Source organism: Ideonella lacteola (assembly GCF_038066555.1).
GTDB classification, from domain to species: Bacteria; Pseudomonadota; Gammaproteobacteria; order Burkholderiales; family Burkholderiaceae_C; genus Ideonella; species Ideonella lacteola.
Window position 1 is genome coordinate 18165 of record NZ_JBBUTG010000029.1, and the last position, 20333, is coordinate 38497.

At 67.3% G+C, this 20333-nt stretch carries 20 protein-coding genes; 11 read left to right on the plus strand and 9 right to left on the minus strand.

Translation table 11 applies throughout. The features are described from left to right. Positions 1 to 132 precede the first annotated feature (132 nt). The 3 genes from AACH06_RS26805 to AACH06_RS26815 all read right to left on the minus strand — a co-directional run bounded on the left by AACH06_RS26805 (position 133) and on the right by AACH06_RS26815 (position 3348). Positions 133 to 654, minus strand: a complete 522-nt coding sequence (locus AACH06_RS26805) for a hypothetical protein (RefSeq protein ID WP_341428884.1) — start codon at positions 652 to 654, stop codon at positions 133 to 135. A 20-nt stretch (positions 655 to 674) separates the two neighbouring features. Next, positions 675 to 2213: an alkaline phosphatase gene (locus AACH06_RS26810; RefSeq protein ID WP_341428885.1), complete on the minus strand. Its 1539-nt coding sequence runs from the start codon at positions 2211 to 2213 to the stop codon at positions 675 to 677. Positions 2214 to 2397: 184 nt separating this feature from the next. Beyond that, positions 2398 to 3348 (minus strand): endo alpha-1,4 polygalactosaminidase, encoded by a 951-nt coding sequence (locus AACH06_RS26815; RefSeq protein ID WP_341428886.1) that lies wholly within the window; start codon positions 3346 to 3348, stop codon positions 2398 to 2400. A gap of 459 nt (positions 3349 to 3807) precedes the next feature. On the opposite strand from AACH06_RS26815, the gene AACH06_RS26820 reads away from it, so the two are divergent. Continuing rightward, the gene (locus tag AACH06_RS26820) at positions 3808 to 4728 is read left to right on the plus strand and encodes a glycosyl hydrolase (RefSeq protein ID WP_341428887.1); all 921 of its coding nucleotides are present in this window, start codon (positions 3808 to 3810) and stop codon (positions 4726 to 4728) included. A 90-nt stretch (positions 4729 to 4818) separates the two neighbouring features. Here the strand turns inward: AACH06_RS26820 and AACH06_RS26825 are convergent, their stop codons facing one another. The 5 genes from AACH06_RS26825 to AACH06_RS26845 form a co-directional block, all read right to left on the minus strand. Then, entirely contained in the window at positions 4819 to 5835 is a 1017-nt protein-coding gene (locus tag AACH06_RS26825; protein WP_341428888.1) for a hypothetical protein, read from the minus strand. A 236-nt stretch (positions 5836 to 6071) separates the two neighbouring features. Beyond that, positions 6072 to 7130: a hypothetical protein gene (locus AACH06_RS26830; protein WP_341428889.1), complete on the minus strand. Its 1059-nt coding sequence runs from the start codon at positions 7128 to 7130 to the stop codon at positions 6072 to 6074. Between the two features lie 222 nt (positions 7131 to 7352). Continuing rightward, the gene (locus tag AACH06_RS26835) at positions 7353 to 8360 is read right to left on the minus strand and encodes a glycoside hydrolase family 5 protein (RefSeq protein WP_341428890.1); all 1008 of its coding nucleotides are present in this window, start codon (positions 8358 to 8360) and stop codon (positions 7353 to 7355) included. Between the two features lie 439 nt (positions 8361 to 8799). After that, complete coding sequence (locus tag AACH06_RS26840; protein ID WP_341428891.1) at positions 8800 to 10359, minus strand: methyl-accepting chemotaxis protein; 1560 nt, start codon at positions 10357 to 10359, stop codon at positions 8800 to 8802. 66 nt (positions 10360 to 10425) lie between these two features. Next, positions 10426 to 10887, minus strand: coding sequence for a cache domain-containing protein (locus tag AACH06_RS26845; protein ID WP_341428892.1), 462 nt, complete (start codon positions 10885 to 10887; stop codon positions 10426 to 10428). 333 nt (positions 10888 to 11220) lie between these two features. Here AACH06_RS26845 and AACH06_RS26850 point away from each other — a divergent pair, with 333 nt between their 5' ends. Then, entirely contained in the window at positions 11221 to 12843 is a 1623-nt protein-coding gene (locus AACH06_RS26850) for a M4 family metallopeptidase (RefSeq protein ID WP_341428893.1), read from the plus strand. A 26-nt stretch (positions 12844 to 12869) separates the two neighbouring features. Here AACH06_RS26850 and AACH06_RS26855 read toward each other — a convergent pair whose 3' ends face one another. Next, positions 12870 to 13127, minus strand: a complete 258-nt coding sequence (locus AACH06_RS26855; RefSeq protein ID WP_341428894.1) for a hypothetical protein — start codon at positions 13125 to 13127, stop codon at positions 12870 to 12872. 633 nt (positions 13128 to 13760) lie between these two features. Between AACH06_RS26855 and AACH06_RS26860 the strand changes: the two genes are divergently transcribed. The 9 genes from AACH06_RS26860 (at position 13761) to AACH06_RS26900 (ending at position 20331) form a co-directional block, all read left to right on the plus strand. Then, complete coding sequence (locus tag AACH06_RS26860; protein ID WP_341428895.1) at positions 13761 to 14396, plus strand: sensor histidine kinase; 636 nt, start codon at positions 13761 to 13763, stop codon at positions 14394 to 14396. Further along, positions 14393 to 15049: a response regulator transcription factor gene (locus AACH06_RS26865; protein WP_341428896.1), complete on the plus strand. Its 657-nt coding sequence runs from the start codon at positions 14393 to 14395 to the stop codon at positions 15047 to 15049. Before AACH06_RS26860 ends, AACH06_RS26865 begins: the two co-directional genes overlap by 4 nt. A 59-nt stretch (positions 15050 to 15108) precedes the next feature. Continuing rightward, a complete protein-coding gene (locus AACH06_RS26870) occupies positions 15109 to 15591 on the plus strand; it encodes a gamma-glutamylcyclotransferase family protein (protein ID WP_341428897.1) in 483 nt (160 codons plus the stop codon). A 54-nt stretch (positions 15592 to 15645) separates the two neighbouring features. Next, positions 15646 to 16011: an ArsR/SmtB family transcription factor gene (locus AACH06_RS26875; RefSeq protein WP_341428898.1), complete on the plus strand. Its 366-nt coding sequence runs from the start codon at positions 15646 to 15648 to the stop codon at positions 16009 to 16011. After that, positions 16011 to 16547 carry an SRPBCC family protein gene (locus tag AACH06_RS26880; protein WP_341428899.1) on the plus strand — a complete coding sequence of 179 codons (537 nt, stop codon included), beginning with the start codon at positions 16011 to 16013 and terminating at the stop codon, positions 16545 to 16547. Before AACH06_RS26875 ends, AACH06_RS26880 begins: the two co-directional genes overlap by 1 nt. A gap of 111 nt (positions 16548 to 16658) precedes the next feature. Further along, positions 16659 to 17078, plus strand: a complete 420-nt coding sequence (locus AACH06_RS26885; protein WP_341428900.1) for a VOC family protein — start codon at positions 16659 to 16661, stop codon at positions 17076 to 17078. Between the two features lie 63 nt (positions 17079 to 17141). Continuing rightward, a complete protein-coding gene (locus AACH06_RS26890) occupies positions 17142 to 17537 on the plus strand; it encodes a hypothetical protein (protein ID WP_341428901.1) in 396 nt (131 codons plus the stop codon). A 96-nt stretch (positions 17538 to 17633) separates the two neighbouring features. Continuing rightward, complete coding sequence (locus tag AACH06_RS26895) at positions 17634 to 19007, plus strand: TolC family protein (protein WP_341428902.1); 1374 nt, start codon at positions 17634 to 17636, stop codon at positions 19005 to 19007. Between the two features lie 16 nt (positions 19008 to 19023). Further along, positions 19024 to 20331 carry an efflux RND transporter periplasmic adaptor subunit gene (locus AACH06_RS26900; protein WP_341428903.1) on the plus strand — a complete coding sequence of 436 codons (1308 nt, stop codon included), beginning with the start codon at positions 19024 to 19026 and terminating at the stop codon, positions 20329 to 20331. The last annotated feature ends 2 nt before the right edge of the window (positions 20332 to 20333 follow it).

Sequence of the window (20333 nt, forward strand, 5' to 3'; positions counted from 1 at the left end):
ACAGCGGGCAAGCCGCCTCCCCCCGGAGTGGCTCACCCGCTGTGTCGACTGGCCTCCCTGCGGCCTGCCCCTGGGCGGCCCACGCACCTCGTCGGTGAACGGGCCACTCGCCACGTCACCGTGGCGCCTTCTTCAGTGCTCGTGGGCCTGGCGCCAGCCCAGCTTCACGTCGTAGGCCTCGGCCTTGCGGGCGAAGTCGTCGTAGTCCATGTCGCCCAGGTCCGAAGCGTCCAGGCGCAAATAGTCGCTGGCATCGGGCAGTGGGGTCGTCGCCCCATCGGCAGCCGCCCGCTCCGGCAGGCCGGACTGGGCGATCCATTCGACGGCGCGCGCCCAGTCCAGCTCCAGGCCCATCGTGCGCAACTCGCCCGCGCTGTAGAACACGCGCCGCTGGTCCGCATGGAAGATGCGCTCGAAGCTCACCTGCCCTTGCGATTCGCGGCGCCAGAGCTCTTCGATGTCGCCTTTGACGACGCGCACCAAGCCATCGCTGTGGCTGTAGCTCCAGCCTGCCGGTACCGGCCGGCTCGATGCCACGGCGGGGCCGGCAGACGGCACCGAAGCCCCCGGCAGCTCGGCTGCAGACACCTCGCCGGCCGAGAGGCTGGCGCAGGCGACAGCCGATGCCGCCGCCCAGGCACGAAGGCCTTTCATGTGACGGGACATCGGTGGCCTCAGAAGTCGAATGCGTGGCGCATCACGTGGTAGATCCAGTTCTGCTCCATCGAGCCGTGCACCAGGTAGGCACGCGGGCCGCGGGCGTAGATGGGCACGTCTTCACCGGCATGGGTTTCCGAGGCGAGCGGCACGGTGGCTTCCTGCAGGAAGCTGATGGCGTTGGTGTCGACACCGGTCAGGTCCGGACGGCCGCCGACGCGGTAACCCGGGCCATTGGCGTAGGCCAGCGTGGTGTACGGCAGGCCGTTCGAATCGACCGCGTTCTTCACCGGATCGCCGTCGATGGCGGGCACCTCGCGAACCAGACCGGTGATGCTGTTGCCGCGGTGTGGGTAGCCACCGATGGTGAAGGTGTGGCTGTGGTCGGCCGTGACGATGATCAGCGTGTCCTGCTCGTTGGTCATCTCCATGGCACGCTTCACGGCACGCGACAGCTCGATCGCATCCAGCAACGCACGCTTGGCGTTGCCCGCATGGTGGGCGTGGTCAACGCGGCCAGCCTCGACATGCAGGAAGTAGCCATTGGGCTGGCGGCTGAGCATCTTGATGGCCTTGTCGGTCATCTCGGTCAACGAAGGCTCGCCCGCCGTGTCCAGCGTGCGGTCAGCTTCGTACTGCATGTGCGACGGCTCGAACAGGCCCAGCAGGTACGGCGTGGTGGCGGGATCGATCGCGTCGAACTGCGCCTTGTTCCAGACAAACTGCGCGCCGGTGCCGCGGGTGGTCACCCATTCCTGGGTCAGGTCACGTCCGTCGTTGCGGCGGCCCTGCTGGGTGGGGTACTCGGGGTCATAGAAGTTGGCGCCGTTCTTCACCTTGGGCAGGAAGTAGGTGCGCCCGCCACCCATCGCCACCTTGAGGCTGTTGCGCACCTTGGGTGACACCTCCAACAGCTGGCGCGCGATGTCCTTCACCTCGCAGCCGGCGGGCTGGTTGGAATCGGCCTCCCAGTCGCGCACCGGCGTGTGGGCATAGGTGGCGGCGGGCGTGGCGTGCGTGAGGCGCGCTGTCGAGACGACACCGGTGGCCTTGCCGTTGTCAGCGGCCTTCTCGAGCAGGGTCTTGACGCTGGTGCTGGCCAGGTTGGCCGCGCTGCAGTCACCGCGCGCGGTGAGGTGGTTCACCGAGAGCATGCCCTCGCGGGTCTTGTAGCCGGTCATGATCGCCGACATGGTGGGCGCAGAGTCCGAGGTCTGCTGGTCCCACGAGTAGGTCTTGGAGAAGGCCACGTAAGGCAGCGTCTCGAAGGACAGGCGGTTCTCTTCACCCGGCTTGCCGTTCAGCTGGCCTTCCAAGATGCGCGCACCGGTGACGCTGGAAATGCCCATGCCATCGCCCACGAACAGGATCACGTTCTTGGCGCGGGTCTTGATCGGCTCGATGTGCTTGCTGGTGGCAATGAAGCTCTTGCCTGCATTGAACCAGTCCTGCACCGCCTCCGGGCCTTGAACGGCGGGGGTGGCGGCCAGAGCGCTCGCGGCGGCCGAACACCACACGGCCACGGCAGCAGCCAACGCCAGGGGATGGGGTTTCATCGATCTCACTCCTCGAATCATCATGATCGGCCCGGGTGGGCCGAAGAAAGGCGGGAGCGTAGGGGCCGATCGTGACGGCGTTTTGACAGCACCATGACAAACGGCGCGCCGAACATGATCTGTTCGGCGCGCCGTATCAGCGGCGTCTCAGGGGCATCACCCAGGAGAAGGGGCCGCCAAGGTGTCAGTCGCAGCTGTAGCGGAAGGCGTCGTTCAATGCGAGCGGCAGCACCAGCGTGCGCAGGTTCATCGACTTGGCCTTGGTGCACATCTTGGCGCGCTCATTGGCATCGTCACGCCAGAGCTTCTTGTACTCGGCGTTGAAGACGGGCTTGCCCTTGCTGGTGAACACCGAGTAGCCACCGCACTCGTTGTACTGGTTGCATTGCTCGTTCACCGCGAAGTCGAAGCTCGGCTCCAGCGCCTTGAGCTGGTCCACGTCGTTCTTCAACCCCACCTTCAGGCCACGGGCATGGGCCTCGGTGGCGAGGAATCGGTTGTAGTCGAGCTGGGTCGTCGCGGTGAGCGGGAAGCCCGGCTTGTTGGTGTAGGCGTCCACGTTGTCGGGTTCGACGCCATCGCATCCACGCGATTTGGCCTTGTCCAGGCGGCCCTTCATGATGTTGCGCACATTGGCCGAGCGGGTGTCGACCCATTTCTCGCCCTTCCACCCGTCCAGCGGGTTGCCCAGGTCGGCGGCCTTGAACTGGTTGTAGTCGGGGCGCCAGTTCTCGGCGCTGCCGGCCGAGAAGTAGCAAACCACGTACTTGCCCTGGCTGTGCAGCGTGGAGATCACCGAATCCGGCGCGTCGAACAGATCGATGTCGTAGACCTTGACGTTGTAGCTGGTGTTGATCGTGCCGGTGAGTTGCCACTGCCAGGTGTCGGTCACCTTCGGCACCCAGGCGGTGATCGCCTGCGACACCGGGCCGGCGGCCTCCGCCTGTTGACGCTGGCCTTGGGCCACTTCCTGCGCGGCAGCCTGGCCGCGCTCGGTGCGGGCCGCCATCACATCGGCACGCGACACGTCTTGGGGCTCGTCATCGCCGCCACCGCAAGCGGTGAGGGCCAGGCTCGAGGTCAGCAACAGCATCGTCGCGATGGTGGTGGGGCGGAAGTTCGGTCGGAAGGTCATGGGGTCTCCTGAAGAGGGTATCGATCGCCGGCCCTGGGGGGCAGCGGGCTCGGATGGCAAAGGCGAGTCGTGTCGCCCACGGCGGTCAGGTGGTCCAGCCGTGCGCACGAGCCGGTGTGGCTGTGCTCAGGCTGGCGGGATGAGGCCGGTAGAACATCGGGTTCCTCGCTGTCTCTTGAACGAAGTGGACAAGTGATCGATCACGGCCTTCATGGTGCCGGCCGCGCCTGATGCGAAGCTGATGCCGCCCTGAGGAACTTGCGTCATTTGCATCCAGACGTTGCAGCCCGAGGGGCTCGTTCAGCAAAACGTTGATCGAGCAACGCCGCGGGCGGCCTTCACGGCCGGCGGCAAGGCTACGTTCCGACACATCAATCCGCATCAATGCGGAGGCGGGCCGGGCGGCGCGCGAGCACTTCGGTGCTACTGTTGGCCGTCGCCACTGAAAGCGCATTCACCATGAACGACACCGACGAAACTGGCAAGCCCCTGCCCTCACGACGCGATGCCCTGGCCACCGGGCTGGCCCTGCTGGCTGGCTCATCGCCGCTCGTGGCTTCTGCCCACACCGCCGCGCCGCTCGCCGGCAAGAGCGTGAAGCGAGGCATCGCCTACGACCTGGCCAACAAGGAAGACCTGCGCGTCTTGTCCCCGGGCGTCAGCTGGTGGTACGACTGGGGTCTCAAGCCGAACCCGGGCGCGCCGGCCAACTACCGGCGCAAGTACGACATGGACTTCTACTCGATGCTGTGGAACGACTCGTACGACCACGCCACCGTCGTCGCCTGGCTGAAGGCCAATCCCAAGATCAAATTCCTGCTCGTGCTCAACGAACCCAACCTGGTCGAGCAGGCCAACAAGACACCGCAGCAAGCCGCCGCCTTCTGGCCCGGCTATGAGCGAATCGCTGCCGAGACCGGCGTGAAGATCGTGGGCCCGCAGATCACCTGGGGCACGATGGCAGGCTATGGGGACCCGGTGGCGTGGATGGACGCCTTCTATGCGGCGTACCGCGCTGCCAACGGTGGCCGCGATCCGCGCATCGACTACCTGGGCTTCCACTGGTACGACTACGGTCTGTCCGGCCAGCTCGACCGTCTCACGAAATACGGCAAATCGTTCTGGGTGACCGAGTTCGCCAACTGGCACTGGCAGTCGGACGGCGCGCAGATCGACACGCTCGAAAAGCAGATGGCCCAGATGACCGACATGGTGTCGGTGTGCGAACAGCGGGCCGATGTGTTCCGCTACGCCTGGTTCACCGGCCGCTGGAACCCCGATCCGCACTTCAGCAGCCTGCTCACCAGCCCAGGCACCGGGCAGTTGACAGCACTCGGCAAGCACTACCTATCGCTGCCGTTCACCAAAGCACGGCCGTGAATCGGGCCGCCCCGCTGCCCGCTGACGGGCGGGGGCGGCTGTCCCACTGCTGGCAGGGGCAGCGGGCGCCCCGCGGCTGAAGGCGTGCTCTCAGCGGATCAGCGGCGTGGCGATATAGGCCCGGAGTCTGCCCTGCTTGCCGTATGTGCCGTAACCCACCAGGTGACCGGCATCGCTGATCGCACTGGGCGAAGACAGGCCGCCCCAGTCGTCGACGCTGCCGTCCATCAGATGGCTCACCTTGCGGGTTTCTCCATTGGCCCAGACAAGCCCCACGCCGCTTCTGTCGTGTCCCACGACAACGTCCCGCGCGTTGATCCCCTCGGGCAGAAGGTCTCGCCCACCCGCGGTCTGCAACGTGAGCATCCCGACACCGTCGTAGAAGAACCCTCGGTTGCGACCCTCGGTGTCGTCAGCCTGGCCAATGACGTGACCCCGCGCATTGATGCCGTATGCCCAGCCGTTGTCACCGCCCAGCGTGCCCAGGTCGTAGAACACGCCGTCTTTCCACATCGCGGCATGCGTGGTCTGGCCGATTGACGCGCCGCCCACCACCCAGCCAGCGTCGTTGATCGCTTCGGCGTAGGTGGATTCACCGTCGTAGCCAGTCAACACCGTGAGCCTGCCATGGTCGTACACGAAGGCCTCAGCTTTCTGGTCCGGGGTGCTTCGTGTGCCAACGACCTGGCCCGCCGCGTTGATACCGGACGGCGCACCCAATTCGCCGAGATCTTCTCGCGTTCCATCGGCGTGCCAAACGACGACATGGCGCATGCCGGCCTTCAGGCCATTGACCAGGTCATCGACCGTGCCGACCACATCGCCCTTGCGGTTCATGCCAACGATCAACGCTCCTCCGCTTCCCGTCAGCTTCATCACCTTGCCACCCATGACGCGGTACCCACACTGTTCGTGTTCGGACAGGTCGCTGGCGTACCCGGCTGAGTCCCCCTTCTCATTCACTGCAATGGGTGTGACGGGCACCAGATCTTTTGTGCGAAGAACGGGATCGACGCGATAGGCAGATGCCGCCATCGCGGCCGATACACCGTACATGGCCACGAACGCTGCGGCGCGGATCAGGGCAGATCTCATCGGATAAGACATGCGTCACTCTGGTTGGCGGTGATTGGGGGGCACGCGGCGCGGCCGCCTGGGGCAGTATCGGCGGCAAATCGTGCGGGGCGGCCGAGTACGAACCCCGCGTCCCGGCCGCTGACTCCGCCCGGCCAGCACGGCCAGCACGGCCTCTTGCTGCCGTTCACCAAGGCCCAGCCGGGAGGCGGGCCGCCCCGCTGCCCTGTGCAGGGCCGGGGCGGCGTTCAGGCGCGGAAATCAGCCGATCAACGCCCCACCGGCTTGGCGATCCAGGTGCGCTTCGCACCGCGGTAGTGGCCGAAACCCACCATCTCGCCACGGCTGTTGATGCTGGCCACCGACAGGTTGTCCCAGTCGGCACCGGACGCATCGAGAACATCCTGCAGCGGGTAGCACTCGCCATCCAGGATCAGCGCGGCGTGACGATTGTTCTCACCGCCACCGTAGTTCGCCGCGATCAGGCCGTCGTTGTTGATGTCCGCCGGGTACGGGCTGTACTTGCCACACGCCGGCAGCTCCGTCATGTCGACGCCGTCGAAGTGGTAGCCGCGCATGGCGCCCGTGGAAATCGACGAGTCGCCGACCACGTGACCGGCGTCGTTGATGGCGCGCGCGTACGACGAGGTGCCGCCCAACGTCCCCAGCAATTGAAACCCGCCGTCCGGCTGCCAAACGATGGCGCGGGTCGTGTTGTTGCCGTGGTCGACGTAGCCCACCACCTGGCCCAGGTTGTTGACATCGACCGCGCGCGGGCGATCACCGGGCAGGAAGGTCGTCTGGCCTTGGCGCCACAGGGCGGCGTGCTCGATCTTCTGGCCATGGATCTTGCACGACACCAGGAAGGCCGCATCGCCCGCGGCGTTGATGCCGCCGGCCGCGCTGTAGCTGCCCGACTGGCCGGCGTCGCAGCCCGCCAGATCGCGCAAGTCGTGGCGCACGCCGTCACTGGTCCACAGCGCCGCCTGCACCGAGTTGCCGTTGATGTATCCCCCGACCGCCGCGCCGGCATCGTTCACGTCGCCGCCATTGCAGTAAGACTTCGCGCCATCGAGCGCCTGGGCCTTCTCGCCGGGCTTCTTCACATAGGTGACCGTCATGCCCGCCTTCGCGTCGTGCCCGCAACCCAGGATGGTGCCGTTGTCGCTCAGGGACGAAACACTCTCGGACTTGATCCCCCCGCTCTTCTCGATCAACTCAATGCGGTAGGCAGGGGCCGCGGCCAGGGTGGCCGTGGCGGCGCAGAGGCCGCCCAAGGCGAGGGCCAGGTGACGCGCCCACAGTGGGCGAAGGGGTGCGGTGCTCATGAGATCTCCTGAGAATCTTGGTTGAAAGCCGTGACGATCAGCCTTGTGAGCCGACCTGATCACCCTGCAATTGCACCACACTAACGCGTTAGCATGACGCCCCACTTGTATCCATTTCCTTGGACAGGAGGCGGTCAGGCCGTCAGGTTCTCGAGGAAAACATCAGCGCGCGGCGCCACGGCCCTCCCGGCCGGCCCGCGCAACGAGCCAGTCAGGGGGTACTCAACGCTGCTTGAACGCCCAGCTGATCTCATCCAGCCAGTCGCGCTTGAAGACCCACTGTCCGCGCTCGGGGTAGACCACGGAGAACTCGTTGGGGTTGCCGGACCCGCGGTAAGTCCACCAGGCGAAGCCGAGCTTGTTGTCGACCATCACCTTCATCATCTCTTTCACGCCGCGCTTGCTTGGATCGTCTTTCGACTTGACCCCGATCTGCTGGACGAACACGGGCACCTGGTGCCGCTCGCGGAAGTCCACCAGTTGCCGGGCGCGCTTGCGGAAGTTGTCCAGGCTCTCGTCGTCGGCGCCGCGCGCCTTCGCATGCAGGAACAGGTTACCGGTGTAGATGACATCCTTCCACGCCGGGTCGAACACCTCTTCCATGTTGCCGGTCTGGTAGTGCCGCCCACCGATCAGGAACGGGATGCCCGGCGCCACCTCGCGGATGTTGCTCATCAGCTCGGCATACAAGGCCTTGATCTCCGGCGCCGGCACCCCAGGCGGGTTGATCTCGGGCAGCGGCTCGAACATCGCCAGGTACGGCGTGTCCTTGTAGCGCTGGGCGATGAAGCGCCAGACGGCCACGTACTTCTTGCGGGCCACCGGGTCGGTCCAGAAATTGTGGCCCTTGGCGCCAAACTGGCCTTCGGGGTCGCAGTAGCGGATCTCGTCGGGCTGCGTGCCGTTCTGGCCACAGTCCGAATCGATGAACAACACGATCCACAGCTTGGCGTTCGAGGCCGAGCGAATCGCATCGTCGAGAAACTTCAGGTTGGCGGCCGAGATGCCGGCCGTGGCGGTGGCGGTGTCGTCTCTGCTGTCGATGCGTGCCGTGCGGTACTTGCCCCACCACCGCAGCGGGATGCGCACCACGTTCGCCCCCTGCGCCACGTTCTCTGAGGCGTCTTGCGGCAAGATCTGCTCCCAATGGCCCCAGCTCCAGCCTCGCAGCATGATGGGCTGGCCGCTCGGGTCGAGGATGTTCGGCCCGCGCAGCGAGAGCCTGGGCACTGCAACACGAGCCGGCGCTGTGACGGGGGTGGCCGGGGCGCTGGCCGACGTTGCTGACGTTGCTGACGGGGCGGACGCCGTGGCCACCGGCGCCTCATCAGCCGCCCGGGCGCCCGGGCCGCCCATGAGCAGCGAGGCCGCCAGTGCCCACGAGGGCCAGCAGGGAAGAACTCGGCAGCTTGGCATGGTGGGTCCTTTCGCCCTTTCGTGCATCTGAAGAGTGAGGCAATCCACGTGCCTCCGGTGCGCGGCTGCAGCCCGAACCGTGCCCGCCAGGCGCCGGGCGGAATTCTGACAAACCCGCTCGTTAGGCTTCTTTGCCGCCTTCCGGCGAGTTGCAACGAATTGCGAAGCCGGGCTGACGCATGCACGAAGGCGGCCGCCCCAATGCAAAACAGGCCCCGAGGGGCCCGTTGCGTCGGTGAGGGTGCGCTGCCGATCAGGCAGTACGAAAGCGCGTCAGCAGGCCCATGAGGTTGTGGGCCTGGGTGTTGAGCGATTCGGTGGCGGCGGCCGCCTGCTCCACCATCGCTGCGTTTTGCTGGGTGTTACGGTCCATCTCGGCGACTGTCTGGTTCACCTGGCTGATGCCCGAGGCCTGCTCGGCGGCCGCGCGGGAAATCTCGGCCACCGTCTGTGAAACCTGCTCGATCGAGTTGACGATGCGCTCCATGGTGCGGCCGGCTGATTCGACCTTGCCGACCCCGGACTCCACCTGCTCGACCGACGACGAGATCAGCGCACGGATCTCGCGGGCCGCTTCGGCGCTGCGCTGCGCCAAGGTGCGCACCTCGCCCGCCACCACCGCAAAGCCACGGCCCTGCTCGCCGGCGCGAGCGGCCTCGACCGCGGCGTTCAAGGCCAGGATGTTCGTCTGGAAAGCGATGCCATCGATCGTGCCAATGATGTCGCCAATCTTGCGCGCCTGGTTGTTGATGGCACCCATCGTCGTCACCACATCGGACACCAAGGTGCCGCCTTCGCGCGCCACCGTGGCAGCGTCGGTGGCCATCTTGCTGGCGCCTTGCGCGTGGTCGGCACTGTGGCGGATGGTGGTCGACAGTTGCTCGATCGACGCCGCTGCCTGCTGGATGGCCGAGGCGGCGCTTTCGGTGCGGGCCGAGAGATCCGCATTGCCACTGGCGATTTCACCGGAGGCGGTGTTGATCTGCTCTGCTGTGGAGCGGATGTCCGACACCATGCGGGTGAGGCTCTGAGCCACATCGTCCACCGCCGCCAGCACGCGGCCCGTCGCATCCTTGCCGGTGTCGGCGGTGCGCACGGTCAGGTCGCCAGCGGCCAGCGCGGCTGCCAGTTTGGCGGCCTGGGCCAGCGGGCCGGTGATGGCCTGCGCCAGCGCCCAGGCGAAGGCGCCGCACACGACGAGCGTGACGATGGCCGTCAGCGCCACGATGCGGGCCTGGGTCTTCACATCGTCATTGGCCTGGGCCACCAGGGCCTGGGCCGAATCGACCTCGTGCTTGACGATCTTGGCGACGATGGTCTGGTTGGTTTTGAACTGCTCGTCCAATGTCGACACGTAGCTGGCCGCGTTGGCCACACCGGCCGATTTCATGTCGATCGTGTCGACGGCGCTCTTCGCATAGGCTTTCACGCCTTTGGCCAGTGCATCGGCCATCTCGCGGCGCTCATCCGAGGCAGCCTCTTCCTTGGCGCCCTTGGCGGTCTCTTCGACGAAGGCGTTCAGGTCCTTGGTCAGCGAATCGTCCAACGCCTTGATGCGCTCGGGGCGAACCCCCACCGCCTCCCAGGTCAGGCTCTGGTAGAGCCGCTGGTGCAGGTCAGTCAGGTGCAGCGCCAGGTTCTCGGCGGCCACGATTCGGGCCGTGCCTTCGCCACCCACCGCCGACAACTCGCCGGCCAGTCGGTTGTTGGAGTACAGGCCGAGACCGGCGACCAGGATCAGGCCCAGCAGCGCCAGGGCCGGCGCCAACGACACCTTGACGTTGATCGAAGCATTACGGAAGAACGATTGCATGGAACACCTGCGGCGTGGAATGCGGCGGGGCCTGCACGAGGCCCTTCAGGATCAGCCGGTGCCGGCTCACCGATAGATGCCCACGCCGACAAAGCCGTCGCCGTTGGGCAGCTTCTTGGCATAGGTCGACTTCGCCATGATCTTCTTGGAGATCGGGTCGGGCCAGTCGTAGTCGAACCAGCCGCCGCCCTTGTTGGCCACGCCGACCAGCGACGGCACCACGGCCACGCCGTTGGCGTCTTTCATTGCCGACATGTCCTTGCCCACCAGCTTCTCGTTGGCGCCATGGGCGAGGTTCACACCTTTGCCGTCGTAGACCATGACGTAGAGATCCTTCTTGGTCCACTTGGCCTTGTCGCTGGTGAAGTCCTTGTAGGCCTGCGCTTCACCCACCGCCTTGATGTGCTCCAGCGCGGCATCGACCATCGCCTTGGCTTCATCCTTGGTGCCGCGATCCTGGCCATAGGCCGTGCCGCCGATGCACACCGCCGCCAAAGCCAACACCACGCGCCGCTTGATCCCGATCATGTCCGTGTCCTTTCCTTGGATTGGCGCGCCCCACTTCAGGGCAGCCATTTATGACTTCGACCTATGCCGCGCATTTTTAAGATGGCCGTCAGCGGCATTTGCACGAAAAGGCCGGCATAGGGGCTTCAGTTTTCTGTTTCTCGGGTCACGACGCGGCCCGCGGCCAGGGCGTCGCCGCCGATCTTCATCAGTTGTTCAAGTCTTGAAGGTCTTCAAGGATCTTCACCAGATCGGCCCGCTGCACGCCTGAACCCGGGACAGCGCCGCATCATGGGTTGCCACGCCCGACAGCCATCGGGCGCCCCGGCCTCAACCCCTACTGGAGACTTTCCGATGACGCTGTCCCTGCATGGCGTGGCGCTCGCCTGCGCCTGCCTCGTCGCCACCTTGGCGGTTGATGCCCACGCGGCCGCCCCGGCCGCCCCAGCCCGCCACGCCGACGCGGTGTCGCGCGCGCTCGCGCATCTCAGCGCCCACTCGTCGGGCCCCGGCCGCCCTGCCCTGTCGAACACAGAAGACGTGCAGTTCGAGGCCCGCGACGTCATCGTGGACGCCGACGGCACCGAGCACGTGCGCTTCGCCCAGCGCTATCGCGGGCTGCGCGTGATCGGCGGCGACGCCGTCGTTCACAGCCACCCCACGGGCCACGCACTTCGGGGCGTGTCGCGCACGCTGGCCCGTCAGCCCGCGGTCGGCCACCTGCCCTCGATGCCCGCCGAGCGGGCCGGCCAGGTGGGGCTCGAGGTCGCCCTGGCGCCTGTGGCCCAGGTCGAGCGCGTGCAGCATGAACTCGTCGTCTTCGCACACCGCCGGGCCCCCGCTCTGGCGTGGGATGTGCTGGTTGCTGGCACGGCCGATGACGGCGGCCCCACCGAACGGCATGTGTTCGTTGATGCGCACAGCGGCGCGGTACTCGACCAATTCGACACCGTGATGCACGCCGCGGCGGTCGGGTCGGGCCAGAGCCTGTTCATCGGCACGGTGCCGCTCGACACCGATTCACAGGCCGGCGGCGGCTTTGCGCTGCGCGACACCGTTCGCGGCGGTCATGCGGTGTACGACCTGAAGGGCCAGTTCACGGGCGCCGGCACCCTGTTCACCGACGCCGACAACACCTGGGGCGACGGCACCACCGCCGATCGGGCCACCGTGGCGGTCGATGCCGCCGCGGGCCATGCCTACACCTGGGACTACTACCTCAACGTCCATGGCCGCCGCGGCATCGCCAACGATGGCAAGGGCGCCACCTCGAAGGTGCACCAAGGCTTGAACGGTCGCCCGTGGGTGAATGCGCTGTGGAGCGACAGTTGTTTCTGCATGAGCTACGGCGATGGCGATGGCAGCTACTGGCCCCTGGTGGCGCTGGACATCGCCGGCCACGAGATGACCCACGGTGTCACCTCGCGCACGGCAGGGCTGTTGCCGTCGGGCGAATCTGGCGGCTTGAACGAGGCCACCTCGGACATCCTCGGCTCGATGGTCGAGTTCTACGCCAATCGGCCGGAAGACCCGCCGGACTACCTGATCGGCGAGCGCCTGCCGCGCGATGGCAGCGGCCCGTTGCGCACGATGATCCAGCCCAGCGCCGATGGCGCCTCAGCCGATTGCTGGTACCCCGACGTGGGGGATCTGAACGCGCACTACGCTTCGGGCGTCGGCAATCACTTCTTCTACCTGCTGGCAGAAGGTTCCCAGCCCGCGAGCGGCCCGGCCTCACCCACCTGTCAGGCGGGCGACACCCGCGTGGCCACCGGGCACGCCAGCGTCAAGGGCGTGGGCCGCAAGAAGGCGGAGAAGATCTGGTACCGCGCGCTGTCTGTCTACATGACCTCGAGCAGCGACTACCACGACGCACGCGACGCCACCTTGTCTGCCGCAGCCGATCTCTATGGCGGCAGCGGCTCCAAGGTGTGGAAGCGCGTCAAGGCCGCGTGGGCCGCGGTGAACGTGAAGTAGGCCGCACCTCGCCTTGAGCGTTGCGTTCAGGCGGCCATCTGGGTGGCCGGTGCGGCGTCTGGCGGCACGTACCCGGACATGGCCTGGGCCCGCCGGCTGCGCAGATAGGTCAGCAGCTCCGCCGGCTGGCCCACCAGGACCATCGGCGCGGGCCGGCCCTCTTCGTGCGGCATGTCGATCACGAGCGTGTCGGCGCCGGTGTAAAGCATCAACTCGGCCACCGCGTTTCGCACGGCCCATTCGAGCTGTTGCAGCATCGGATGCGCGTCGTTCAGCATGAGCATGGTGTGTCTGTGTTGGATGTTGATGTCACGCCAGACGTATTCCACGCGCCAAAACAGACATGGCCGTGACAACCTTTCGACCTGGGCGGGGCTGTAATCCGGCGTAATGGATACGCACCATGACACGACAGTACGCTGCCGGCACGCATCACCCTTGGGCCACTGCGGGATTGGCCTGCCTGCACTTCGCAGCGCGCATCGAGCAGGGGGGTGCTCCCATAACGAACAAATTCCACACCTGCCGCGCGGGCATCGAGCGCGCACCGGGGTGATCGGAGCGTGTCTGCACCTGGGGCCGCGCCGATGGCCCCGTGCGGCCCGACGACGCCGGCGCATCACGATGGCGCACCCGTTTCACCTGCACCTTGACACAGACGCTTCCCACTCCTAGCCTGCGGATCACCGCGACGTCCTGTTCACTCGGCGGACACCCGACACACTGCCCCACCCAGCCACCGCGCGCGCGACGCACAACGAATGTGTCCTGCGGCCTCACCAAGGCATTGCAGCAACGCGCCCTCAGCCAGGCCCGGCAATCTGTCGACAGTGGCCCGCCGGGCGCCAAGTGAGCAGGCGTCGAATGGGCCGCAACCTGTCCAAAGACAGCAAAGGCGGCGCACAGGGAGACAACGCATGATCCACGCCGAGCTGGACGACCTTCGCGCGTGCCAACTGCAGCAACGCCTGCACGATGGCCTGGGCCAGTGCCTGTCTCTGGCCGCGATGCAGATCGACCGGGCCGCCGTGTCCGACGAGGCCGGCGAGGCCGACGCGCTGCGGCGCGCGCGCGTGCTGGTCGGCGAAGCGCTGCGAGAGCTGCGATCCCTGATCCACTGCATCGAGCACCCAGAGGCCGAGGCCCCCGGCGCCGATCTGCCCGGCCGGCTCGAATCCTGCGTGCGACGGCTCAATGCCATGCAACCGGTGCCGGTGTGCTGCACCATCGAAGGGGCGCCGATCCGCATGCCTGCGCCGGCGTGCGAGGTGCTGCTGAGCGCCACGCGCGAGTTGTTGATCAATGCCTGCAAGCATGGCCGGGCCCAAGGCATCGAAGCCCGGCTCACTTTCGTCAGCCAGCGGGTGAGCATCACGGTGAGCGAGCACGGCACGATGTCGGCCAGCGCCGTCGATGAGCCTGTCGCCGCGCCCGGCCATGGCATGGGCCTGCCGGCGACCCGGCGCAATCTCGCGGCCATTGGCGCGCGGCTGCGCTGGCGCCACGGCGGGGCCGACGGTGTGCAAGCACGCATCAGCTGGGTGGCGCCATGAAGATCCGTGTGGTCATTGCGGACGATCACCACTGCGTCCGCGAGGGCATCGTCGCCCTGCTCGAGCGCGAGACCGACATCGAGGTGGTGGCCCAGGCGCGCGACGGCATGGAGCTGGTCCGCCTGGCGCGCGAATGGCAGCCCGATGTGGTGTTGGTCGACCTGTGCATGCCGTGCATGAATGGCATCGAAGCCATCCGCCGCCTGCGCAGTGAGCCGCTGGCCTGCAAGGCCATCTGCCTCAGCATGCAATCCGACCCGCACCAGGTGCAGGCGGCGCTCGATGCAGGGGCCAGCGGCTTCGTGCTGAAAGAGAACTCGTTCGACGAGCTGGCGCGCGGCATCCGCCGGGTGCACGCAGGCCAGCTGTTCCTCAGCGGCGAGCTGGTCGGCCAGGTGCTGGCCCATGGGGGCGCCGCGCCTGCGGCCCATCCCACCGCACAACGGCTGACGCCCCGTGAGCGCCAGATGGTGCAACTGCTCGCCGAGGGCTATTCGACGCAGCAGATTGCCGACCAGCTTCACCTCAGCGCCAAGACGGTGGCCACCCACCGCGAGCACGTTTTCGCCAAGCTGCAGATCCAGGGCATCGCCCAGCTGACGCGCTTCGCGCTGCGCGCTGGCATCAGCTCGCTGGACGCACGCGGGCCCTGAATCGCCAGCCGCGCTGGCGCGATCGCGGGGGGGCGCGCCGGGATAATCCCGCCGCGCCCGTGAGCGCGCTCGGCGGCTTCATCATGTCGGCACTGATCTTCGTCTACGGCACCCTCAAGCAAGGCTTCCCGAACTTCCACCTGAACCCGGGCCAGCGGGTGCCGGGGCAGTTTCGAACGATCGACGCATTGCCGCTGTACGTGGTGCAGCTGCCCCACGAAGACCGGGCGCCGTGGCTGATGCAAGCGCCCGGGCAGGGGCACCAGGTGATCGGCCAGGTGTTCCAGGTCGACGACGCCACCTTGCGGTCCATGGATCGTTTCGAAGAGGTGGGGCAGCCCACCGGCTATGTGCGCTGCGAAGTGCGGCTGGAGGCGATCGACGCATCCGGCGAGGTTCTGCGGGCTCAGGCCTACCTCAAGCCCGTTGAACAGATGCGCGACTGCCTGGCGGTCGAAGGGCCGTTCGCCGAGTACACCCTGGAGCTGTGCGAGGGCTATCGCCTGGTCTGGCCCGGGCAGCCGCCCACAGAGCCCGGCTGACAACATTCAACCAAGTGGTTGACAAACGTCCGAACGCCGCTTAAATTCAACCACATGGTTGAACAAGAAGCACCCCGGCTCGACGCCGTTTTCCACGCCCTGGGCGATGCCACCCGGCGCCAGATGCTGCGCCAGCTCAGCACCGGCGAACGCACGGTGAGCCAGCTCGCCGAGCCGTTCGAGATGTCGCTGGCCGCGGCGTCCAAGCACATCAAGGCCCTGGAGGGCGCCGGCCTCATCCGGCGCGAAGTGCGTGGGCGCACGCATGTGTGCCGTCTGGAGCCCACGCCCCTGTCCGAGGCGCATCGATGGCTTCGGTTTTACGAACGCTTCTGGAGCGGGCGCCTGGACGAGCTTGACAACCTGCTGCGCAGCAGCCCTGCCGCCCCCCTCACTCCCCCCTCGAAAGGAAAGCCCTGATGTCTGCCACCACCCTCGAAGCCTCGCCGTACGGCGAGTACGTCTGCCCCGACACCCTCGTGCTGCAACGCACCCTGCCCGGCCCCATCGAGAGGGTGTGGCGCTACCTCACCGACAGCGAATTGCGCCAACAGTGGCTGGCTGCCGGCCCGATGTCCCTGCAACCGGGCGCCGACTTCGAACTCGTCTGGCGCAATGACGAGCTCTCGGCGTCGGCCAGCGAACGCCCGGCGGGCTTTCCGGCCGAATCGCGGGCCACCTGCCAGATCACCCAGGTCGATCCGCTGCGCGAACTCAGCTTCCACTGGCCCGGCGCCGGCGACGTGACCTTTGCGCTCGAGGCCCAGGGCAGCGACGTGCTGCTCACCGTGACGCACCGCCTGCTGCCCCACCGCGCCATGTCGGTGATGGTGGGCGCCGGCTGGCACATGCACTGCGACATCCTGGCTGCTCGCCTGGCCGGCACCAGGCCCGGCTCGTTCTGGAGCGGCTGGGCCCGCTTGCGCGACGAATACGAGCAACGCGCTCCACGATGAGCGAGCCGGCGCGCGTCGGCATGTCGAACCAGGCCCGGCCCGATCGTCGTCACGATGGAGCCCCTGCCGGCTGGATGCCGGCAGGCCACGACCTCGTTTCACGGGAACACCATGCCCAAGATGATCTTCATCAGCCTGCCGGTCACCGACCTGCCTGCTTGCATCACCTTCTACGACGCCATCGGCTTTCGCCGCAACCCGCAGTTCAGCGACGACCACTCCGCCTGCATGGTGTGGAGCGAAGCCATCTACGTGATGCTGGTGACGCACACCAAGTGGCGCAGCTTCACCCAGCGCCCGTTCCCGGCCCCGGGCACGGCCGGCTCGATGATGTCGCTGTCGATGGACAGCCGCGACGCCGTCGACACGTTGAATGCCGCGGCCGCCCAACACGGTGGCCAGGCCGATGCGAACCCGCCTGAAGACCTGGGCTTCATGTACACCCGGGACATTGCGGACCCGGACGGCCACCTCTGGGGCATCTTCTGGATGGATCCGGCGGCGGCGGGCGGCGCGCAAGCGGAACGCTGACACGCATCGTCCGCTCACCCCTCGACAGCATGGGGCTGCACACCCGGTCGATATACTGAACGGATGCGCCGTTGGCTTCTCATCTTCTTGCTGGCCGTGATGCCCATGCAGCTCTCGTGGGCGGCATTGGTGGGTTACTGCCAGCACGAATCGGCGCCCACCCGGTCGGCCCATTTCGGCCACCATCCCCACGAACATCAAGACCAGGCCAGCGAACGCCAGAAGGCCGGCGAGACCACGGCCTCGCCCGGCACCGGGCACGCTGAAGGCACGCCCAAGAGCCCGCTGGCGCTGGACGACGATTGTTCCTACTGCCACCTGGCCTGCGGCCAGGCGCCCGGTGGGGCCACGCATTGGGCCGTGCTGACGCTGCCATCGCCGATGGTGGCGGTGCTGAGCCTCGTCCCTGAATCGCACGTGCCGCAGGTGCCCTTGCGCCCGGACAGACGCCTCGCCTGATTCGGCGAGCGTTTCCACCCTTCTTTCCTCTCGAAGACCCGGCCAGACCGCTCGCCGAATCCTCCCCCCGTTGCTTGTTCAACCACGGAGTATTCGATGCGAGATGCATGGTTGCCGCCCTTGTTGGCGGCACTGACGATGTCCCCTGGCCTGGCTCAGACGCAGGCCTCTGTTCTCACCCCCACCGGCCGGACGGCTTCGGCCGCCGAGGCACCCGAAGCCTCAGTGTCGGCCCATGTGGTGACGCTGCCGCAAGCGATCGACGCAGCGCTGCGAGATCGACCCGAGCTCGCCGCCGCGCGCAGCGAGATCGAGGCGACCGAAGGCGCGCTCGAACAGGCTGGCGCCCTGCCCAACCCCACCTTCGAGGCCGAGCTGGAGGATGTGCGCCAGCGCACCCGCACCACCACCTACCTGCTGAGCCAGCCCTTCGAAATCGGCGGCCAGCGTGGGGCACGGCAAAGCGCGGCGCAGCATGCGCTGCATCGGGCATGGAGCCAACTCGCCGAGCGCCGGCAACACGTGCGGGCCGAAGTCACTTCGGCATTCTTCAGCGCCCTCTGCGCACAGGAGCGCGTCCAGTTGGCGGACGCTGCCGTCGACCTGGCCCGGCGCGGGGCCGATGCGGCACGCCTGCGCGTGGCAGCCGGAAAGGCCGCGCCCATCGAAGAGACCCGGGCCCGGGTGGCTGAGAGCACCCTGCGTACCGAAGCCTTGCAGGCCCGCTCGGCCTGGCGCGCCAGCCTGCAAGCCCTGGAATGGGCCACGGGCAGCACCCGCGCGATCGATCGGGTCCAAGGCGACCTCAGCCTTCCTTCGGTGCCGTCGCTGCAAACCCTGCAGCAGCGGCTGGAGGGTGCGCAAGCCGTCCGGCAGGCGCGGATCGAGGTCGACCGCCTGGGCGCGATGGCGCAGTTGGAGCGGTCGAAACGGCTGCCCGATCTCACCGTCGGTCTCGGCACCCGGCGTTCAGAAGAAACGGGCCGCAGCCAGACGATGCTCACCCTCAGCATCCCGTTGCCGGTGTTCAACCGAAACCAGGGCGCCGAGGTGGAAGCGCTGCGCCGCCAGGATCGGGCCCGCCATGAACTGACAGCCGTGCAGTTCCGACTGCGAGCCGATGTCGTCGCGGCGCATGCACGCCTCGAATCCGCCGTGGCAGAAGCGGCGCTGCTGGAGCACGACGTGCTGCCCGGTGCCCGGCTGAGCTACGACACCAGCAGCCGCGGCTTCGAGCTGGGCAAGTTCGGCCTGCTGGAGGTGCTGGACAGCCAACGCACCTGGCTTCAGGCCCGAGCGCAGCACCTGAAGGCCGTTGCCGAGGCCCATCTGGCGGCGGCAGACCTGGAGCGCTGGTTGGGCACGAACGAGACCGCGGGTGAGCCCGCGACTGGGGCCGCCAGCGAGCCTGCCACCGAGCCCACCGCATCGGCCGGGAGCACTGCCCGCAACCCTGCCACCCCCTTCTGAATTCGAGAACACGACCATGCCATTCCCCTCACCCACTCCCCCCGCGAAGCAACGGATCGCCGTCGCCGTGCTGGTAGCCCTCGGCATCCTGGGCGCGATGGCCATCTGGCGCCTGGGGCCGACCCAACCCGCTGGCGAAGAAGGCCATGGCCATGCCGCGGCGCAAGGTCATGCCGAGCATGACGACGATGACCATGCCGACAAGGCTCATGGCCAAGGCCACCCGGACGATCACCGCAACGACCGCCCCACCGATCCCCACGACCAGCACCCAGAGCATGGCCAGGACGAGGCCGGCCTGATCGCCATGTCCGACGCGCAGATCCAGTCGGCGAGCATCGTCGTCGAAGCCGCGCGTGACGCCCGCATCCAGTCGACCTTGACCTTCCCCGGAGAAATCCGATTCAACGAAGATCGCACCGCCCATGTGGTGCCCAGAGTGGCGGGCGTGGTCGACCAGGTGGCGGTGTCGCTGGGCGAGCGGGTCCAAAAGGGCCAGGTGCTGGCCACGCTGAGCAGCGCGACCGTGTCCGAGCAGCGCAGCGAGCTGCAGGCGGCCCTCAAGCGCGAGCAACTGGCGCGATCGACCTACGAGCGCGAGAAGCGGCTCTGGCAGGACAAGATCTCGCCCGAGCAAGACGTGCTGGCGGCCGAAGCCGCTCTGCGTGAGGCCGAGATCGCCGTGGCCAACCGGCACCAGAAGCTGCAAGCCATCGGCGCCCTTGGCCAACCCACCGACAGCCTCAACCGCTTCCAGCTTCGCGCGCCCTTCAACGGCACGGTGGTCGAGAAACACCTGACGCTGGGCGAGCTGGTGAAAGAGGATGCGAACGTCTTCACCATCGCCGATCTCGACACGGTCTGGGCAGAGATCGACGTCGCTGCCAAAGACATCGGCCAGTTTCGGGTGGGCGACAAGGTGTCGGTGCGCTCCGGCGCCTCGGCGCAAACGGTGACCGGCACCGTGGCCTACATCGGCGCACTGCTCGGTGAACAGACCCGCGCCGCCAAAGCGCGGATCACGCTGGCCAACCCCCAAGGGGCGTGGCGTCCCGGCCTGTTCGTCACGGTGGAGCGGGTGGCCGAAGGGGAACCGGCGGCCGTCACCGTGTCGGCCGACGCGGTGCAGCAGGTGGACAACCGGGCCACCGTTTTCGTCCGGGTACCCGAAGGCTTCGCGCCGCAGCCCGTGGTGCTGGGGCGAAGTGACGGGCAGCGCGTGGAGGTGCTCCGGGGCCTTCAACCCGGCACCCTTCATGCGGCGGCCGGCAGCTTTCTGATCAAGTCGGAGGCCGGCAAGGGCTCCGCCACCCACACCCATTGAGA

What these genes read in the sequence shown, in the direction of transcription:
- AACH06_RS26830 (WP_341428889.1), bottom strand. Translation starts at nt 7,130, where the DNA reads ATGAGCACCGCACCCCTTCGCCCACTGTGGGCGCGTCACCTGGCCCTC.
- AACH06_RS26865 (WP_341428896.1), top strand. Translation starts at nt 14,393, where the DNA reads ATGAAGATCCGTGTGGTCATTGCGGACGATCACCACTGCGTCCGCGAG.
- AACH06_RS26895 (WP_341428902.1), top strand. Translation starts at nt 17,634, where the DNA reads ATGCGAGATGCATGGTTGCCGCCCTTGTTGGCGGCACTGACGATGTCC.
- AACH06_RS26805 (WP_341428884.1), bottom strand. Translation starts at nt 654, where the DNA reads ATGAAAGGCCTTCGTGCCTGGGCGGCGGCATCGGCTGTCGCCTGCGCC.
- AACH06_RS26855 (WP_341428894.1), bottom strand. Translation starts at nt 13,127, where the DNA reads ATGCTCATGCTGAACGACGCGCATCCGATGCTGCAACAGCTCGAATGG.
- AACH06_RS26810 (WP_341428885.1), bottom strand. Translation starts at nt 2,213, where the DNA reads ATGAAACCCCATCCCCTGGCGTTGGCTGCTGCCGTGGCCGTGTGGTGT.
- AACH06_RS26890 (WP_341428901.1), top strand. Translation starts at nt 17,142, where the DNA reads ATGCGCCGTTGGCTTCTCATCTTCTTGCTGGCCGTGATGCCCATGCAG.
- AACH06_RS26880 (WP_341428899.1), top strand. Translation starts at nt 16,011, where the DNA reads ATGTCTGCCACCACCCTCGAAGCCTCGCCGTACGGCGAGTACGTCTGC.
- AACH06_RS26820 (WP_341428887.1), top strand. Translation starts at nt 3,808, where the DNA reads ATGAACGACACCGACGAAACTGGCAAGCCCCTGCCCTCACGACGCGAT.
- AACH06_RS26815 (WP_341428886.1), bottom strand. Translation starts at nt 3,348, where the DNA reads ATGACCTTCCGACCGAACTTCCGCCCCACCACCATCGCGACGATGCTG.
- AACH06_RS26825 (WP_341428888.1), bottom strand. Translation starts at nt 5,835, where the DNA reads ATGTCTTATCCGATGAGATCTGCCCTGATCCGCGCCGCAGCGTTCGTG.
- AACH06_RS26845 (WP_341428892.1), bottom strand. Translation starts at nt 10,887, where the DNA reads ATGATCGGGATCAAGCGGCGCGTGGTGTTGGCTTTGGCGGCGGTGTGC.
- AACH06_RS26840 (WP_341428891.1), bottom strand. Translation starts at nt 10,359, where the DNA reads ATGCAATCGTTCTTCCGTAATGCTTCGATCAACGTCAAGGTGTCGTTG.
- AACH06_RS26875 (WP_341428898.1), top strand. Translation starts at nt 15,646, where the DNA reads ATGGTTGAACAAGAAGCACCCCGGCTCGACGCCGTTTTCCACGCCCTG.
- AACH06_RS26885 (WP_341428900.1), top strand. Translation starts at nt 16,659, where the DNA reads ATGCCCAAGATGATCTTCATCAGCCTGCCGGTCACCGACCTGCCTGCT.
- AACH06_RS26850 (WP_341428893.1), top strand. Translation starts at nt 11,221, where the DNA reads ATGACGCTGTCCCTGCATGGCGTGGCGCTCGCCTGCGCCTGCCTCGTC.
- AACH06_RS26860 (WP_341428895.1), top strand. Translation starts at nt 13,761, where the DNA reads ATGATCCACGCCGAGCTGGACGACCTTCGCGCGTGCCAACTGCAGCAA.
- AACH06_RS26900 (WP_341428903.1), top strand. Translation starts at nt 19,024, where the DNA reads ATGCCATTCCCCTCACCCACTCCCCCCGCGAAGCAACGGATCGCCGTC.